The sequence below is a fragment of the Actinophytocola sp. genome (genome assembly GCF_035712165.1).
In the GTDB taxonomy this organism is placed as follows: Bacteria; Actinomycetota; Actinomycetes; order Mycobacteriales; family Pseudonocardiaceae; genus DASYTH01.
On record NZ_DASTBH010000024.1, the window covers coordinates 19,607 to 36,571 of the forward strand.

The window sequence follows — 16,965 nt, forward strand, 5'->3', positions numbered from 1 at the left end:
TTACTTCTCGACCAGGGCCAGCACCCGGGCCGGGCTGCCCGAGCCGCCCACGATCGGCAGCGGGGAGATGACCAGCACCGCGCCGGTCGGCGGCAGCTCGGCCAGGTTGCGCAGCTGGGTCAGGCCGCACTTGCCCGCACCGAGAAGGTAGTGGTGGCAAGGAAACGGCGGGTCGAAGCCACCGGCGCCGCCGGCGTCGGTGCCGACCGTCTCCACGCCGAGGCCGACCAGGCCGGTCTCCTCGGCGAGCCACCGGGCGCACTCGGCGGACACGCCCGGGGTGTGCGAGCCGGACTCGTCGACGTTGAGGAACCGCTCCTCGTCGGTGGACCGCTCGTCCCATCCGGTGCGGTACAGCAGCCAGCCTCCGTCCGGCAGCGGTCCGTTGTCCGCCTCCCAGGCCCGCACATCGTCGACCTGCAACAGGAAGTCCGGATCCTGGGCCACCCGGTCGGCGGCGTCCAGCACCGCGGCCGGCGCCACGAGTGTGCGCAGCGGCAGTTGCGACACATCGTGGGAGTCCCGGCCGGACGCCCAGTGCGCGGGCGCGTCGACGTGCGTGCCCGTGTGCTCCCCGGTGTGGATGTTGTTCCAGTACCAGAACGGACCGGGCTCGTTGTACCGGCTGATCTCCTCCAGCTGGAAGGAGATCGTGTTGGCGAACGGCTCCGGCAGCCGCAGCACCGGGGTGCTCGCGGACAGCGGCGCGGTCAGATCGACGATCTCGACTGTGCTGTTGCCAACGGCATCGAGCAGGTCACGCAGCACGGGCATGTGCGTCTCCTCTCCGTGTCGGATTGGATCGTCGCACAAGATCGCCGCGCTAGGACTTCTTGCTGGAGAACGCGGCGTCGAAGGCGGCGGCGGGCGGGTCGAAGGCGAGGCTGCGGATGAAGCCGACGGCCTCCTCGGCCCCGCGCAGCCGGTCCATCCCGGCGTCCTCCCACTCCACCGAGATCGGCCCCTGGTAGCCGATCGCGTTGAGCGCGCGGAACGCCGACTCCCACGGCACGTCGCCGTGGCCGGTGGACACGAAGTCCCAGCCGCGCCGGGGATCCGCCCACGGCAGGTGCGAGCCGAGCCGGCCGTTGCGGCCGTCGAACCGCTTCTTGGTGTCCTTGCAGTCCACGTGGTAGATCCGGTCGGCGAAGTCGAGGATGAAGCCCACCGGGTCGATGTCCTGCCACACCATGTGCGACGGGTCCCAGTTCAGCCCGAACGCCGGCCGGTGGTCGATCGCCTCCAGGGTGCGCACCGTCGACCAGTAGTCGTAGGCGATCTCGGAGGGATGCACCTCGTGCGCGAACCGGACGCCGACCTCGTCGAACACGTCCAGGATCGGGTTCCACCGGCGGGCGAAGTCGGCGTACCCCTCGGCGATCACGTCGGCCGAGACCGGCGGGAACATCGCGACGTAGTGCCAGATCGACGACCCGGTGAACCCGATCACCGTCTTGACCCCGAGCTTCGCGGCCGCCCGCGCGGTGTCGGCCATCTCCTTGGCCGCCCGGGTCCGCACGCCTTCCGGCTCCCCGTCGCCCCAGACCCGCTCCGGCAGGATGTTGCGGTGCCGCTCGTCGATCGGGTCGTCGCAGACGGCCTGACCGACCAGGTGGTTGGAGATGGCCCAGACCCGCAGCCCGTGCGACTCCAGCAAGGCGAGCTTGGCCGGCACGTAGTCCTCGTCGGCCAGCGCGCGGTCCACCTCGAAGTGGTCGCCGGCGCAGGCGATCTCCAGCCCGTCGTAACCCCACTGGGCGGCCAGCTTGCACATCTCCTCGAACGGCAGATCCGCCCACTGGCCGGTGAACAGGGTGATCGGTCGGCTCATCTAAACGTTCCCTTCCACGGGGGTCGATTCGGGTATCCGTGCGGCGTACCGGATGCCGCCGGCCAGGTGTGCCCGGAACAGCGGCTCGGCGTAGGACTCGGTGGTGTGGCCGAGGGCGGTGTACCAGGACCGGCCGGCGCCGCGCTCGTGGCACCAGGCGATGGGGTGGTCGGCGCCCATCGCGTCCGGGCCGGGGTCGTAGCTGGACTCGTCCACGGTGGCCAGCACCCGCACCCGGGGGCGCGGGTTGGCGTGAAAGCAGTACCACTCGTCGGTGCGTGGCCACACCGCCGGCAGCGCCGCGGTCGACGGGTGGTCCTGGTCGGTGACCCGCACGGTCGCCGGCTGGATCGGCGGGTGCGACCGGAAGTACGCGCCGACGAGCTCGCCGTAGGCGGGCCAGTGGTACTCGGTGTCCGCGGCGCCGTGCACCCCGGCGAACCCGCCGCCGGCCGCGAGGTACCGGGCGAAGGCCGCCCGCTGCCCGTCGTCGAGCACGTCGCCGCTGGTGGACAACCAGACCACGGCGGCGAACCCGGTCAGCCGGGAGTCGGTGAAGGCGCCGGCATCCTCGGTCGCCTGCACCGAAAACCCTTGTTCTGCACCGAGTTCGGTGATCGCCGCGATGCCGGCGGGGATGGAGTCGTGCCGGTATCCCGTGGTCCGGGAGAACACCAGGACACGCGGCACGGCTCCTCCCCTCCGTGGGTCAGCGCACCCCGAAGAGGTGCTCGAGCGCCAGCTGGTCCAGCCGTTCCGCGCCGGCACCGCGCTTGGCGGCCGCCGCGACGTCGAACTCCTCGTCCCGCAACGCGGTCAGGCTCTCGCCTTCGGCCAGCGTGGGTACGGCGAGTTGGTCGACCCGGCTGTCCCGCAACGCCTGCGCGACCTCCGGGTCGGCCCGGAACGCCTTGGCCCGCTCGGCGAAGATCAGGTAGTTGCGCATGCAGGCGGCGGCCGAGGCCCACACGCCGTCGGCGCTCTCGGTCCGGGCCGGCTTGAAGTCGAAGTGCCGGGCGCCGTCGTAGCCCGCGCCCTCCAGCAGGTCCACCAACAGGAACGCGCTCTTCACGTCCCCGTTGCCGAACCGGAAGTCCTGGTCGTAGCGCGGACCGGTCTGGCCGTTGAGGTCCAGGTGGAACAGCTTGCCGTGCCACAGCGCCTGGGCGTAGCCGTGCACGACCGACAGGCCCGCCATCTGCTCGTGGCCCACCTCGGGGTTGAGCCCGACGATCTCCGAGTCGTCCAGCTCGTTGATGAACGCCAGCGCGTGGCCGATGGTGGGCAGCAGGATGTCGCCCCTCGGCTCGTTCGGCTTGGGCTCGAGGGCGAACCGGATGTCGTAGCCGCGTTCCCGCACGTAGGCGCACAACACGTTGAGCGCCTCGGCGTAGCGGTCCAGCGCGGCCCGGACATCCTTGGCCACCGGCGACTCCGAGCCTTCCCGGCCGCCCCACAGCACGTAGGTGCGAGCGCCGAGCTCGGCGGCGAGGTCGAGGTTGCGCAGCACCTTGCGCAGCGCGAACCGCCGGATGTCCCGGTCGTTCGCGGTGAGCGCGCCCTCCTTGAACACCGGATGGGTGAACAGGTTGGTGGTGGCCATCGGCACCACCAACCCGTTCGCGTCCAACGCCTTGCGGAACGCGTCGATCCGGCTGGTGCGCTCGGCATCCTCGGCGCCGAACGGGATCAGGTCGTCGTCGTGGAAGCTGACCCCCCACGCGCCGAGCTCGGCCAGCTTCTCGACCGTGTGCACCGGGTCGAGCGGTTCCCGGGTGGCCAACCCGAACGGGTCGACACCCTGCCAGCCGACCGTCCACAGCCCGAAGCTGAACCGGTGCTCCGGGCGCGGCTCGTATGCGTTCATCCCTACCCCTTACGACTCAAAGGCGACATCCATGTAGGAGTCGACGTTCTCCTTGGTCACCACGGCGGAGTACGTGGTGATCTGCGCCGGGATCTCGTGCTCGGCGAGGTCGCTCATCCCCTTGTTCTGGCCAAGCAGCCTGGCCAGCGAAATGGCCGAGGACGACATCGACGGACTGTAGAGCACCGTGGCCTTGATCACCGAGTTGTCCGCCTTGATCCGGTCCATCATGTTCTTCGAGCCGGCGCCGCCGACCATGATGAACTCCTTGCGGTTGGCCGCCTCGATCGCGCTCATCACGCCGATTCCCTGGTCGTCGTCGTGGTTCCACAGCGCGTCGAACTTCGGCACCGACTGCAGCAGGTTGGCCGTCACCTGCTCGCCGGACTCCGCCGTGAACGCCGCGGCGACCCGGGGGCCGACCGCGAAACCGTTGCGGCTCAAGGCATCCTTGAAGCCCCGGCTGCGGTCCTGGGTCAGCGGCAGGGAGTCGATGCCGGCGATCTCCCCGATGACGGGGCTGGACACGTTCTTCTTCTTCATCTCCTGGGCGATGTAGTTGCCGGCGTTGACGCCCATGCGGTAGTTGTCGCCGCCGATCCAGGTGCGGTAGGCCAGCGCCGAGTCGAAGATCCGGTCCAGGTTGATCACCGGGGTGCCGGCGTCCATCGCCTGCTGGGCCACCGCGGTCAGCGCCTTGCCGTCGAACGGCAGCAGCACCAGCACGTCGACCTTGTTGTTCAGCAGCGTCTCCACCTGGGCGATCTGCTGGTTGACGTCGTTGGTGCCCTCGGTGGCGTTGAGCTTGACGTCGGAGAACCGGGCGGCCTGGGCGCGCGCGTTCTTCGTGATGGCCGCGATCCAGCCGTGGTCGGCGGCCGGCGCGGAGAACCCGACCGTGACCTGCTTGCCGGGCTGGGCGTTGTCACCCTGGCCGGCGGCCACGTTGCCGCCCGAGGTCTCGGCCGGCTGGTTGGAGGTGCAGGCGACCAGAAGCGAGCCGGCACCGATCGCTGTGGTGCCGAGCAGGAACCGACGACGGGCCAGGGATGGGTCAGACATGGCGAACTCCTGCGATTGTTGTGGGCGTTGGCACTTCAGGTCTTGCGGCGGCGGGTGCCGCCGAACTGCTGCAGCAGCACCGCGGCGACGATGATCACGCCTTTGGCGATCTGCTGGATGTCGGTCTCGAGATGGTTCTGGGTGAAGATGCTGTTCAGCACGCTGAAGATCAGCACTCCGATCAGGGTGCCGATCATCGTGCCGCGGCCGCCGGTGAGCAGGGTGCCGCCGATCACCACGGCGGCGATGGCGTCCAACTCGTAGAGCGTGCCGTTGGTGGACGCGCCGGACGTGGTCCGGGCCACCACCATGATCGCGGCGATTCCGCAGCACAGCCCGGCGATGCCGTACACCAGCGCGGTGTGCCACTTGATGTTGATGCCGGCCAGCCGGGCCGCCTCGGCGTTGCCGCCGACCGCGAACGTGCGCCGGCCGAACGTGGTGCGGTTGAGCACCACCCAGCCGATCGCGAACACCACCGCCAGCATGATGATCAGCACCGGGATGCCGAGCAGGTCGCCGCGGAAGAAGGTGAGGAAGCCGGTGTCGCCGACCACCTGGGTGCGCCGCCCGGACAGCCGCTCGGCCAGGCCCCGGGCCGCCACGAACATGGCCAGCGTGGCGATGAACGGCACGACGTTGCCGTAGGCGATCAGCACGCCGTTGACCAGGCCGCAGCCCAGGCCGACCAACAGCGCGCACAGCACCATCACCCACGGGCCGTAGGACTGGGTGGCCAGCGTGGTCATCCACACGCTGGACAGCGCCAGTATCGAGCCCACCGACAGGTCGATGCCGCCGCTGATGATCACGAACGTCATGCCGACGCTGACCACCCCGATGGCCGCGGCCTGCCGCAGCATGATGGACAGGTTGCTCTCGCTGAGGAAGTTGCCCTGGGTGGTGATGAGCCCGACCACGAGCAGCACTCCCAGAACGCCCACCAGGGCGAGCAGCCGCGTGTCGAGGTGGAAGGCTGCGCCGTTGCGGCTCGCGGGGTCGGGCCTCGACGCGGTGTCCTCCGTCGTGCGCTGCTCGGTCGTTTCTACCTCGCTGTCCGCGCTGCTCCGCAGTCCAGACACCGCCGGCCCGCCCGGTCCCGGCTCGCTCATCAGGCCAACACCTCCTGTCCTTCCTTCATCACCAGATCGAGGACCGCGGCCTCGGTGAGCTCGCCGGCCGGCGCCTCCATGACCACCTGTCCCTCGCGCAGCACCAGCACCCGGTCGGAGAGCCCGAGCACCTCGGGCACCTCGCTGGACACCAGCAGCACCGCCACCCCGTCGGCGGCCAGCTCGTGGATCAGCTTGTAAAGCTCGGCCCGCGCGCCCACGTCCACGCCCCGGGTCGGCTCGTCCAGCAGCAGCACCCGGCAGTCGCGGACCAGCCACCGGGCCACCACCGCCTTCTGCTGGTTGCCGCCGGAGAGCGTGCGCATGATCCGGCGCGGGTCGGCCGGACGCAGGTCCAGCCGCTGCAGGGTGGCTCGCGAGTCGCGCAGTTCGCGGCGCCGGTCGGTGAACCCGGCCCGGCTGTACTCGGGCAGGCTGGCCAGCGTCACGTTGCCGGCCACGGTCGCGTCCAGCAGCAGTGCCTGGCTCTTGCGCTCCTCGGGGGCCAGGCCCACGCCGGCCGCCACGGCGGCGGTCACGCTGTTCGGCCGCAGCCGACGCCCGTTCACCCGAACCGACCCGGAATCCGGTTTCCTGGCCCCGAAAATCGTCTCCAGCAGTTCGCTTCGGCCGGCGCCGACCAGCCCGGCGATGCCCAGGATCTCCCCGGCCCGCACGGTGAACGTGATGTCGCTGAACTCGCCGGTCCGGCTCAGCCCGTGCACCTCGAGCACGTCGTGGGACTCGTCCGCGGTGGACGCCTGGCGGACCGGGAACACGGTTTCCACCATGCGTCCGGACATCAGGTTCACCAGCTCCGAGGTCGGGGTCTGCGCCGCGTCGAGCCCGGTGGCCACGGTCGCGCCGTCCTTGAGCACGGTCACCCGGTGCCCGATCCGGCGGATCTCCTCCAGGCGGTGCGAGATGTAGACGACCGCGACCCCTTCGGCGGTCAGCTCGCCGACGATGCGGAACAGGTTGTCCACCTCGTCGGCGGCCAGCGCCGCGGTCGGCTCGTCCATCACGATCAGCCGGGCGTCGTGGGCCAGCGCCCGGGCCATCGACACCAGTTGCTGCCCGGCCGCGGACAGCAGCCCGACCTCCCGGCCCGGCGAGATCTCCGGGTGCCCGAGCCGGCGCATCAGGGCGCTGGCCGCGGCCCGGTTGGCCCGGCGCCGGGTGAAGCCGAAGGAGGACCGCTCGTGGCCGAGGAAGATGTTGTCCGCCACCGACAGCGCCGGAACCAGGTCGAGCTCCTGGTACATGGTGGCGATTCCGGCGCGCAGCGCGTCGATGGGGGCGCCGAACCGGGCCGGCGCGTCCCGCCACACGATCTCGCCCGCGTCCGGCTGGTGCGCCCCGGACAGCACCTTGATCAGCGTGGACTTGCCGGCGCCGTTCTGCCCGAGCAGGCAGTGCACCTCGCCCGGCAGCACGTCCAGGTCCACCCCGTCCAGGGCGCGCACCCCGGGGAACGTCTTGACGATGCTGGTCATCGTGAGCAGCGGCTGGGTCATGTGCGCACCACCTCCGCGCTGGACGCTGTTGGCACGCTGGCCGGGTCGTCCAGCACCCGGCGCAGCGAGGCGAGCGCGCCGCCGAGGGCCGGCGCGGTGAAACCGAGCGTGGAGCCGACCACCCGGACGCCGCCCGCACCCGGTGCGAGCACCCGGGCGGCCACCTCCTGGCGCACCGGCTCGACCAGCCATTCGGGCAGCGCGGCGAAGTAGCCGCCGAGCACCACCACGGCCGGGTTGAGCAGGTTGACCACGATGGACACGCCGGCGCCCAGCGCGGTGCCGATCTGGTGCAGGGCGTGCAGCGTGCGCTGGTCGCCGCGCTCGGCCCGGGCCCGGATGATCGTCATCCGCTCGTCGCGGTCCAGCGTCGGGTCGTGCACCGGGTCGTCCGGGTCGGCGCAGGCGTGCAGCATGGCCTGCAGTCCGACCTGGGTCTCCCAGCAGCCGCGCCGGCCGCACGAGCAGGTCGGGCCCATCGGGTCCATGGCCATGTGCCCGATCTCCCCGGCGAAGCCGATGGCGCCGCGGACCAGCCGGCCGCCGCAGACCACCCCGCTGCCGATGCCGAAGTCGCCGGTCACGTACACCAGGTCGGAGACCGGCAGCGCGGCGTGCTCGGCCATCGCGCCCAGGTTCGCGTCGTTGTCCACGCCGACCGCCGACAGCGCCAGCCCGGTGCGGGCGGCCATCCCGTCGGCGACCGAGACCTCGCGCCAGCGCAGCCGGGGGGCGAAGCGCACCACGCCGGCGCCGATGTCGACCAGGCCGGGCGCGCTGACGGTGAGGCCGGCGGCGTATCCGCCGGCCGCGGCCACCGCGTCCAGCGCCTCGCGGGCGAGGCCGGCCAGCGCGTCGAGCGCCCGGTCCGGGCCGAGGCCGGGGACGTCACAGGCCACCCGGCGGCGCAGCAGCACCGCGCCGGACAGGTCGGTGACCAGCGCGGCGACGTGGCCGATGTGCAGGTCCAGGCCGATGCCGCAGACGCTGGTCGGGCGCAGGCCGACCAGTTGGCCGGGCCGGCCCTGACCGCCGGCCGACACCCCGGCGGAGTGCACCAGGCCGCGCTGTTCGAGGTCGGTGACCAGGCTGGACACGGTCGCCTTGGACAGGCCGGAGCGCACCGCGAGCTGCGCGCGGGACAGCGCGCCGTGCTCGCGCAGGGTGCGCACGAGCAGGGCGAGGTTTCCGCGGCGCAAGTCGGCCTGATCGGCCGGACGGCTCTGTCCCACGCTCTACCACTTCGTTGAGGGCCTGACCTAAATGACGTTGCGTGTGAGCGTGTCTTACGGCCTGGACCCCTGGCAATACGCCGTTTGGCCTAACGTGAGGGTTTACTTTCGTCGATAGATAACGAAAGTGTGTCGAGATAGGTCAGTTGAAGGTGTGGTCCGTCGCCGACCAGGCGGCACCGGTCACTCCGGCAAGGTCGCCCAATTCGGACAGCACGATCGGCAGGTTGCCGGTCGCCAGCGGCAGCGAGCGCCGGTAGACCGAACTGCGCACCTCGGCCAGCAGCGGGTGCCCGAGCCGGGAGACACCGCCGCCGATCACCACCATGCCGGGGTTGAGGAAGCTGACCAGCGAGGCGATCACGTGCCCGAGCCGGCGGCCGCCCTCACGCACCAGGTTGGCCGCGGCGAAGTCGCCGGCCGCGGCGGCGGTGCCGACGTCGGAGGCGGTCAGCCGGCCGCGGTCCTCCAGGGTCGCGGCCAGCATGTTGGACCGGCCGCTGCGGGCCAGGGTCAGCGCGTCGCGGGCCAGCGCCGCGCCGCCGAAGTAGGCCTCCAGGCAGCCGACCTCCCCGCAGGCGCAGGCCGGCCCGTAGTCGTCCAGCTTGATGTGCCCGATGTCGCCCGCGGTGCCGGCCACCCCGCGGTACACCCGGCCACCGACCACGATCCCGCAGCCGATCCCGGTCCCGATCTTGACGAAGATCAGGTCGTCCAGCGAGCGGGCCACCCCGGCGTGCCGCTCCCCCAGCGCCATCACGTTCACGTCGTTGTCCACGGTGACCGGCCGGCCCCACTTGCCGGCCAGTTCCTCGCGCACCGGGTAGCGGTCCCAGCCGGGCATGATCGGCGGCGCGACCGGCATACCGTCGCGGAAGCTCACCGGCCCGGGCAGCCCGATCCCGGCGCCCATCAGCCGGCCGGGAGCCTTGTCCAGCACCCGGCCGGCCATGTCCACCACGCGGCCGAGCACCTGGGTCGGACCGAGCCGCACGTCGCACTCGGCGCGCTCGTTGGCCAGCACCTCGCACCGGCCGTCGGTGACCGCGACGGCCACCGACGTCGCGCCCACGTCGACCGCGATGAACCGCAGGTCCTCGGCCAGATGCACCAGCGTCGAGCGCCGCCCGCCCCGGCTCGCCGCCGGGCCACCCACCTGGACCAGTCCGGTGTCGATCAGCCGGGACAGCTCACCGGCCAGCTTCGCCCGGGGCAGGTCCAGCCGTTCGCCCAGCGCCACCCGGGACAGTGGTCCCTCGTCCCGCAACAGTTCCAGCAGTCGCGACTGGTGCCGCGAACGGACTCGCGGCTGCTCACCGGCACCTGGTACACCCATGCGGCGACTCTACTTGCGGCTGCTATCTACCCTGGTATTCCGCGTGCATTCCGCTTGCCATAATGGCGGCGCAGACCATGCTCAGCGGCCAGGCGATCAACAGCGGCGGGAACCCGAACATGATCACGGCGAGCATGGTCAATGCCGAGCAGATCAGCCCGCCGCTACGCGAGACGTAACACAGTCCGGCCGGTCCGAACCCGAGCGTGAGCAGCAGCGCCTTTCGGACCGACTTGTCCCCCGGAACGTGCAGCGGATAACGACCCGGACCGAGCACCTCGTCCGGCGACATTCCGTGATACCACCCGCCGGACAGCAGCGGGGGGTGCGGCGGCGAGGCCGGCGGCACGGAACCCGACGACTCGGCCATGAGGCCGGACGGCCTCTGGCGATCCGGGGTGGGGTTTGTCATCGTTATCCCTGAGGATTCGGGTAGCACGCCAGACGATACTGACGCCCCACGGGATTAGGGGATATGTCAGATGGAACCCTGTCTCGAAACCCTGCCGCGTGGAGCAAAGGATGCTCGCCGTGACCGTCCCGGATGGCGAAAGTCGGGCCTGGCACCGCCTCACCAGGCCGGAGCAGGCCGCGCTGTGGGAAGCGGGCACGACCCGGGACTGGGAGCCCGGCGAGATCATCATCCGGCAGGGCGAACCGCCCGGCTGCATGTACGTCATCCTCAGCGGCTGGGTGAAACTCTCCATGACCAACCAGCGCGGCGACAACGCCCCGATCGCGGCCCGGGGACCCGGTGAGATCATCGGTGAGCTCGCGGCGATCAGCGGCCGGCCACGCAACTCGACCATCCAGGCGATCAGCACGGTGCACGCTCTCGTCATCCCGCAGGAACGACTGCGTACAGTACTCCAGAACTGCCCTCGGATAGCACAGGAGTTGCTCAGCGTCGTCGCGCTGCGGCTCGAACAGTCCGACCGGTTACGCCTCGAAGCCGGCGGGCCCGCCTTCCCCCAGCGCCTGGCCGCCACGCTGCTCGAGCTGACCCACCAGTACTCCCCGGACGCCGCCGAGAACGCGCACATCGACCTACCGTTCACCCAGGACGAGCTGGCCGCCTTCGCCCGGGTGTCCCGCAGCACCCTGGTCCGCGGTCTGGACGAGCTGCGCGGCCTGCGCATCCTGCGGACCGCCCGGCGCCGGATCACCGTGATCAACCTCCCCGCCCTGCGCGACCTCGCCACCGGCCGGCCGTAGCAACCCCAGCAGCGGCCCGGCCATCGCGGTGGTCACCAGGGCCATGACCACCATGAGCGAGTAGAGCCGGGTGTCCAGGACGCCGAGTTGCAGGCCGACGGTGAGGATGACCAACTCGGTCAGGCCGCGGGTGTTCATCAAAGTGCCGAGGACGGCCGACTCCCTGGCCGGGACGCGCTGCACCCGGGCGCCGGCGAAGGTGCCGAGGAACTTGCTGGACACGGCCACCAGCAGGATCAGCGCGAGCTCGACGAACCCGCTCGCGTCGATGCCGGACAGGTCCACCTTGAGGCCGGCCACCACGAAGTACACCGGCAGCAGCAGGGTCAGGCTGACCTGTTCCACCGGACCGAGAATGTCCTCGCGCAGCATGGTGTCGCGCGGCATCACCACGCCGAACAGGAACGCGCCGAAGATGAAGTGCAGGCCGAACCATTCGGTGAGGCCGGCGGAGACCAGCAGGCCGACGAGCACCACGGCGAACCGGAACCGGGGTTGCGCGCTCTCGCCGGCGATCAGCCGGCGCAGCAGCGGCCGCACCAACACCAACATCGCCACCAGGTAGGGAATGGTCAGCACCAGCTGCCACTGCACCGCGCCGCTCACCATCGCCACCACGACCGCCAGCAGCGTCCAGGCCAGCACGTCCCCGACCGCCGCGCTGGCCAGCGCCAGCCCGCCGAGCTCGGTGCGGTGCATCCCTCGGTCGGTCAGGATCCTTGCCAGCACGGGAAACGCGGTGACAGCCATGGCGGCGCCCATGAACAGCACGAAGCCGAGCCGGTCGCTGGTCGGGTGGTACTGGAACAGGTAGCCGGCCAGCAGCATGCCCAGTCCGAGCGGCAGCAGGATCGAACCGGCCGACACGCTCAGCGCGACCCGCAGCTTCCCGCTGACCAGGGCCCGGTCCAGTTCCAGGCCCACCACGAACATGAACAGCGCCACGCCGATGTTGGCCAGTGCGGTCAGGTAGGGCCGAACGTCCATCGGGAACAGGCCCTGCGAGACCTGGCTGGACAGCAGGGTCGGTCCGAGCAGGACACCGCCGAACACCTCACCGATCACCGCCGGTTGCCCGAGCCGGGTCGCCAGGGCGCCGAAAATCCTGGTGACCACAACGATCAGAGCGAGGTCGAACAGCAGAACCGTGGCCTGATGCGTGCTCACGGCGGCTACTCGCCGTGCAGCAGACGGAGGTACTCGTATGTGGTCGGCAGCGTTTCCACCAGCTCACGCTGCGCCCGCTTGATGTCGGCGAACACCGGCTCGGCCAGGCCCACGACCTCCGGGCGGGCGGCCAGGGTCGGCAGCGGATGGTCCGGCAGGAAGTCCAGTCCGGCGTAGATGCAGTAGTAGTTGCTGTTGTTCCAGAAGTTGCGGAACTCGGCGTCGAAGTTGCCGTAGTAGTTGGTCTCGTCGACGATCGGCATGTTCACCGCCAGCCCGGCCCGGTACATGGCGATCTTCTCGCTGATGTTGTCCGAGAGCTCCAGTTCCTTGCAGGCGCGCCAGAACGCGGTGTCGTTGCGCGGGGCGAAGCTGAAGTGCGCCTGGATGAAGTCGCGCGAGTCGTCGAACATCGTCTCGATCTCGGCGTTGAACCGGCGGGACATGATCGGGTCGAAGTTCTTGTCCGGGAAGTGCTTGGCCAGTTGGTAGAGCGCCGCGTAGATGAAGTAGATGCCGGTGGACTCCAGCGGCTCCAGGAAGCAGGAGGCCAGGCCGATGCTCACGCAGTTCTTCACCCAGGCCCGGCGGTTGCGGCCGACCCGGAACTTGATCTGGTTGAGCGGCTGGGATTCCGGGTCCAGGCCCCACATCCGGCAGAACTCCAGGGTCGCGTCGTCGCGGGACTGGAACCGGCTGGAGAACACGTAGCCGGTGCCGAACCGGCCGAGCATCGGGATCCGCCAGGTCCAGCCGGAGGACATCGCGATCGAGGAGGTGTAGGGCTCGACGCCGTGCGCCTCGTCGTCGTGCGGCACCTGGGTCGCCACCGCGCTGTCGTTGAGCAGGTGGTCGCTCATGTCCAGGAACGGCTCCTTCATGACCTGGTTGATCAGCAGGCCGCGGAACCCGGAACAGTCGATGAACAGGTCGCCCTCGATGGTGCGGCCGCCCTCGGTGCGCAGCGAGGTGATGTGTCCGCGCTGGTCGATCAGCGCCTCGGTCATCTTGTCCTCGATGTGGATCGCACCCTGCTTGGTCACCGCGAACCGGCGCAGGAAGTCGGCGACCTTCGCGGCGTCGAAGTGCCAGGCGTAGTTGGTCCACTTCCGGCCGTCGAGGTGGCGCGGGGAGAGTTTGGCGTCCAGTGCCGGAGCGCCGGCGTAGCAGGCGTAGTCGAACGGCTCGTCGGTGGCGCCGTTCAGTCGCTTGTGGACCCAGTAGTGGGACAACGGCACGTTGGCGACGTTGGGCAGCAGTCCGAACAGGTGGTAGTAGTGGTCGGTGCCGCCGCCATGCGGCCGGGGCGCCGACTCGCCGACACCTCCCGTTCGCCAGTTGATGAACTTTATTCCGATCTTGAAACTGGCGTTGACCTCGCGCATCCACTCTTCCTCGGCTAAGCCGAGGAAGTCGAAGAACGTCTTGTGCAGATTCGGCACGGTGGCCTCACCGACACCGATCCGAGGGATCGCGGGGGCTTCCAGCACCGTGATCGTGACGCCCGGCCCGAGGGCTTTGCCCAGGTAGGACGCCGCCATCCAGCCGGCCGTGCCGCCACCGACGATTACGACACGCTCGATCCTGTTGTCCATCGGTCCCCGTTTCGCCTGCATCGATCTTGGAACGGCCGGAAGTTTTCCAGCACGACATCCCGGCCGGACACCGCCAAACGGGTTTCCCTCGTTGCTACATACGGTGTCGACTTATGGCTGGGAGACTCATGAGTAGTGCCGTAATGTTTCGGCGATGTATCCCGAAGAGGCCAATGACGCGACCCTGATCGCCGCGGTTCGGCGCGGCGACACCGCCGCCTACGCCGGGCTGTACCGGCGGCATCTCGCCGCGGCCAAGCGCGCGGCCGCCTGCCTGGTGAGCTCCCAGGCGGAGCGGGAGGACCTGGTCGCCGAGGCGTTCACCCGGGTACTGCACACGCTGCTGGCGGGCAGCGGACCGCGCGAGGAGTTCCGGCCCTACCTGTTGGTCACCATGCGGCACCTGGCGATCAACGTCGGCCGGCGGCGCTGCACGCCGTTCGCCGATGTGCCGGAGGCGATTCTCCAGGCGCGGGACGCCGAACCGGCGGCCGACCACGCGCACGACCGGGCCGCGCACGCGTTCGCCGGGCTGCCCGAGCGGTGGCGCACCGTGCTCTGGCACACCGAGATCGAGGGCGAGTCGCCCGCCGAGATCGCACCGCTGCTCGGGCTGACCGCCAACGGCGTCGCAGCGCTGGCCTACCGGGCCCGGGAGGGGCTGCGCCGGGCCTACCTGCACCAACACCTCCCGACCGGCAACCGCCGGGACTGCCGCGCCACCCGGGACAAGCTCGCCGGTTGGGTGCGGCACAGCATCACCGACCGGCAGCAGCGCCGGGTCGACGACCATCTGCGCCAGTGCCCGCGCTGCCGCGACCTGGCCGAGGGGCTGGCGCGGGTCAACGGCGAACTGCGCGCGGTGCTCGCGCCGATCGTGCTCGGCGCCCCGTTCGCCGCCGCGTACCTGACCACGGTGAGCGTCGCGGCGCCGGCCGGGATCGTCGCGGTGTCCTGGCTGGCCGGCGTGAAGGCGTCGGTCGCCGCCACCGCGGCCCAGGCCGGGGCGGCGGCCGCCATCGCCGCGGTGACCACCGTGACGGCGGTGACCGTGGTGGCGAGCGGGCCGGCCGGCGGAGCGGGCGCCGCGAGCACCGGAACGGAATCCGGAGAAGGCGCGCGGGTGTCGTTCGTGAACTCGCCCCGAGAGGCGGGTCGTCCGACGAAAAGCACCGTGGAACCGGCCGCTCCGGAAAAGGGCAAGGACTCGGAAAAGGCCAAGGAAAGGCAACCGGAAAAAGCCGACGAAAAAGAACCGAAAAAGAGCCCGAAGACGACCCAGGAACGCATTCCCCCGACCGGCCGGGGCACCCGGGCGACCCCCGCCGTTCCGGCTCCGGCGGTTTCGGCTCCGGGTCCCGGCCCGCGGTAGCCAGGGCGCGCGGAAGACAACCGGCGACGCGGCCGGACGGGTGCCGCGCGGGCTGCGGCATTCCACTGGGGCTCTTGCTGTTGCGACTCGCGCGGTGCTACACCTCAACGACCAGGCCGGCCTCTCCCAAAAACGCCCACCACAAAAGGGAAGGGGCGCTCATGCGTCTCATCGGCCCGATCGCACGTATTGGAGTCGTCGCCCTTTCGGCCGCCACCGCGGTCCTTCTGGCGTCGCCCCCTGCCTTCGCCAATGTCCCGCTGACCCAGGTCAGCACCGACCCGTACACCGATGCCCAGGCCCAGCACCAGACCCAGGTCCAACCGGACACGTTCCAGTTCGGCAGCACGATCGTGTCCGCGTTCCAGACCGGTCGGGTGTCCGGCGGTGGTGCGTCGAACATCGGGTTCGCCACGTCGACCGACGGCGGTGCGACCTTCACTCGCGGGTTCCTGCCCGGGATCACCGCGAACAGCAGCCCGCGCGGCTCGTACGCCCAGGTGTCCGGCCCGAACGTGGCTTTCGACGCCCGGCACAACGTGTGGCTGATCACCTCGATCGGCATCACGTCCAACACCGGGGACATCATCACCAGCCGCTCCACCAACGGCGGGTTGACCTGGAGCAACCCGGTCCGGGTCGCCTTCGGTGACTTCCTGGACAAACCGTGGATCACCTGCGACAACAACGCCGCGAGTCAGTTCTACGGTCGTTGCTACGCCACCTACGACATCGTGGCGGGCAACATCCTGCGGATGAAGACCTCCACCGACGGCGGGGTGACCTGGGGTGCGGGAATGTCCCCCGGTGACGCCGGAGTCGGCTGGGGCGGCCAGCCGGTGGTGCTGAACAACGGCACGGTCGTGGTGCCCTACTACGACCTGGTGCTCGACCAGCTTCGCTCGTTCCGCTCGGTGGACGGCGGCGCCTCCTGGCGGGCCACGGTCGGCATCGACGTGGTCTCGCACGACGACCCGTCCGGCGGGCTGCGCGAGTTCCCGTTCCCCTCGGCCGAGCGGGACGGGCCGGGCACGATCTACATGGTCTGGGCCGACTGCGGGTTCCGGTCCGGCTGTGCCACCAACGACATCGTGCTGGTCAAGTCCACCAGCGACACGACCTGGGGTCCGACGGTCCGGGTGCCGATCGACCCGGTCAACAGCGGCGTCGACCACTTCGCTCCGGGCATCTCGGTGGACCTGTCCAGCGGTGGCGCCTCGGCCCGGATCGGCATCACGTACTACTACTACTCCAACGGCAACTGCACGGCCGCGAGCTGCCAGCTCAATGTCGGGTTCATCTCCTCGACCGACGGCGGCTCGACCTGGAGCGCCCCGACCCAGATCGCCGGGCCGATGTCGCTCGGGTGGCTGCCGAACACCTCGCAGGGCCGGATGTTCGGTGACTACATCTCCACCTCGATCATGCCGGGCGGCAACGCCTTCCCGGTGATCCCGGTGGCCACCGCGCCGTCCGGAAGCTCGTTCCGGGTGTCGATGAACGTGCCGACCGGCGGTCTGGAGATCACCGGCGGCAGCACCGCGGCCACCGCGCAGCGGTCCGGCGACACCGGCACGGCGACGGCCCGGACGGCCGCCGCGGTGTCCAACCAGAAGTCCTACTGACGGTCGACGTGGATGGCCCGGCAACGGCGCCGGG

13 protein-coding genes and 2 pseudogenes are annotated in these 16,965 nt (G+C 70.3%); 3 read left to right on the forward strand and 12 right to left on the reverse strand.

The genetic code is table 11. The features are described 5' to 3' along the window. The 10 genes and pseudogenes from VFO68_RS01240 to VFO68_RS01285 form a co-directional block, all read right to left on the reverse strand. The gene (locus VFO68_RS01240) at positions 1-774 is read right to left on the reverse strand and encodes a cyclase family protein (RefSeq protein WP_325156237.1); all 774 of its coding nucleotides are present in this window, start codon (positions 772-774) and stop codon (positions 1-3) included. Between the two features lie 49 nt (positions 775-823). Then, positions 824-1,831, reverse strand: a complete 1,008-nt coding sequence (locus VFO68_RS01245; RefSeq protein WP_325156238.1) for a sugar phosphate isomerase/epimerase family protein — start codon at positions 1,829-1,831, stop codon at positions 824-826. A 24-nt stretch (positions 1,832-1,855) separates the two neighbouring features. After that, positions 1,856-2,521 (reverse strand): annotated as a pseudogene (locus tag VFO68_RS01250) (ThuA domain-containing protein); the annotation flags it as partial. Positions 2,522-2,540: 19 nt separating this feature from the next. Beyond that, positions 2,541-3,698 carry a xylose isomerase gene (gene xylA / locus VFO68_RS01255; protein WP_325156239.1) on the reverse strand — a complete coding sequence of 386 codons (1,158 nt, stop codon included), beginning with the start codon at positions 3,696-3,698 and terminating at the stop codon, positions 2,541-2,543. A gap of 9 nt (positions 3,699-3,707) precedes the next feature. Beyond that, positions 3,708-4,760: a substrate-binding domain-containing protein gene (locus VFO68_RS01260; RefSeq protein WP_325156240.1), complete on the reverse strand. Its 1,053-nt coding sequence runs from the start codon at positions 4,758-4,760 to the stop codon at positions 3,708-3,710. A 35-nt stretch (positions 4,761-4,795) separates the two neighbouring features. Beyond that, positions 4,796-5,872, reverse strand: coding sequence for an ABC transporter permease (locus VFO68_RS01265; protein ID WP_325156241.1), 1,077 nt, complete (start codon positions 5,870-5,872; stop codon positions 4,796-4,798). Continuing rightward, the gene (locus tag VFO68_RS01270; RefSeq protein WP_325156242.1) at positions 5,872-7,389 is read right to left on the reverse strand and encodes a sugar ABC transporter ATP-binding protein; all 1,518 of its coding nucleotides are present in this window, start codon (positions 7,387-7,389) and stop codon (positions 5,872-5,874) included. Before VFO68_RS01270 ends, VFO68_RS01265 begins: the two co-directional genes overlap by 1 nt. Next, the gene (locus VFO68_RS01275; RefSeq protein WP_325156243.1) at positions 7,386-8,621 is read right to left on the reverse strand and encodes an ROK family transcriptional regulator; all 1,236 of its coding nucleotides are present in this window, start codon (positions 8,619-8,621) and stop codon (positions 7,386-7,388) included. The genes VFO68_RS01270 and VFO68_RS01275 overlap by 4 nt, the downstream gene beginning before the upstream one ends. Before the next feature lie 142 nt (positions 8,622-8,763). Next, entirely contained in the window at positions 8,764-9,957 is a 1,194-nt protein-coding gene (locus VFO68_RS01280) for an ROK family transcriptional regulator (protein ID WP_325156244.1), read from the reverse strand. A 22-nt stretch (positions 9,958-9,979) separates the two neighbouring features. Then, positions 9,980-10,327 (reverse strand): hypothetical protein, encoded by a 348-nt coding sequence (locus VFO68_RS01285; RefSeq protein WP_325156245.1) that lies wholly within the window; start codon positions 10,325-10,327, stop codon positions 9,980-9,982. Positions 10,328-10,488: 161 nt separating this feature from the next. Between VFO68_RS01285 and VFO68_RS01290 the strand changes: the two genes are divergently transcribed. Continuing rightward, on the forward strand, positions 10,489-11,172 hold the full coding sequence (locus tag VFO68_RS01290; protein ID WP_325156246.1) for a Crp/Fnr family transcriptional regulator: 684 nt from the start codon (positions 10,489-10,491) through the stop codon (positions 11,170-11,172). Positions 11,173-11,187: 15 nt separating this feature from the next. On the opposite strand, the pseudogene VFO68_RS01295 reads toward VFO68_RS01290, so the two are convergent. Next, positions 11,188-12,339: pseudogene (locus tag VFO68_RS01295) on the reverse strand (cation:proton antiporter); the annotation flags it as partial. A gap of 5 nt (positions 12,340-12,344) precedes the next feature. Continuing rightward, positions 12,345-13,934, reverse strand: coding sequence for a tryptophan halogenase family protein (locus VFO68_RS01300; RefSeq protein ID WP_325156247.1), 1,590 nt, complete (start codon positions 13,932-13,934; stop codon positions 12,345-12,347). A 154-nt stretch (positions 13,935-14,088) separates the two neighbouring features. On the opposite strand from VFO68_RS01300, the gene VFO68_RS01305 reads away from it, so the two are divergent. Then, positions 14,089-15,306: a sigma-70 family RNA polymerase sigma factor gene (locus VFO68_RS01305; protein WP_325156248.1), complete on the forward strand. Its 1,218-nt coding sequence runs from the start codon at positions 14,089-14,091 to the stop codon at positions 15,304-15,306. Positions 15,307-15,467: 161 nt separating this feature from the next. Then, positions 15,468-16,931, forward strand: a complete 1,464-nt coding sequence (locus VFO68_RS01310) for a sialidase family protein (RefSeq protein WP_325156249.1) — start codon at positions 15,468-15,470, stop codon at positions 16,929-16,931. The last annotated feature ends 34 nt before the right edge of the window (positions 16,932-16,965 follow it).

Coding starts and splice junctions, on each gene's coding strand:
- VFO68_RS01240 (WP_325156237.1), bottom strand. CDS start 774: ATGCCCGTGCTGCGTGACCTGCTCGATGCCGTTGGCAACAGCACAGTC.
- VFO68_RS01245 (WP_325156238.1), bottom strand. CDS start 1,831: ATGAGCCGACCGATCACCCTGTTCACCGGCCAGTGGGCGGATCTGCCG.
- xylA (WP_325156239.1), bottom strand. CDS start 3,698: ATGAACGCATACGAGCCGCGCCCGGAGCACCGGTTCAGCTTCGGGCTG.
- VFO68_RS01260 (WP_325156240.1), bottom strand. CDS start 4,760: ATGTCTGACCCATCCCTGGCCCGTCGTCGGTTCCTGCTCGGCACCACA.
- VFO68_RS01265 (WP_325156241.1), bottom strand. CDS start 5,872: ATGAGCGAGCCGGGACCGGGCGGGCCGGCGGTGTCTGGACTGCGGAGC.
- VFO68_RS01270 (WP_325156242.1), bottom strand. CDS start 7,389: ATGACCCAGCCGCTGCTCACGATGACCAGCATCGTCAAGACGTTCCCC.
- VFO68_RS01280 (WP_325156244.1), bottom strand. CDS start 9,957: ATGGGTGTACCAGGTGCCGGTGAGCAGCCGCGAGTCCGTTCGCGGCAC.
- VFO68_RS01285 (WP_325156245.1), bottom strand. CDS start 10,327: ATGGCCGAGTCGTCGGGTTCCGTGCCGCCGGCCTCGCCGCCGCACCCC.
- VFO68_RS01300 (WP_325156247.1), bottom strand. CDS start 13,934: ATGGACAACAGGATCGAGCGTGTCGTAATCGTCGGTGGCGGCACGGCC.
- VFO68_RS01305 (WP_325156248.1), top strand. CDS start 14,089: ATGTATCCCGAAGAGGCCAATGACGCGACCCTGATCGCCGCGGTTCGG.
- VFO68_RS01310 (WP_325156249.1), top strand. CDS start 15,468: ATGCGTCTCATCGGCCCGATCGCACGTATTGGAGTCGTCGCCCTTTCG.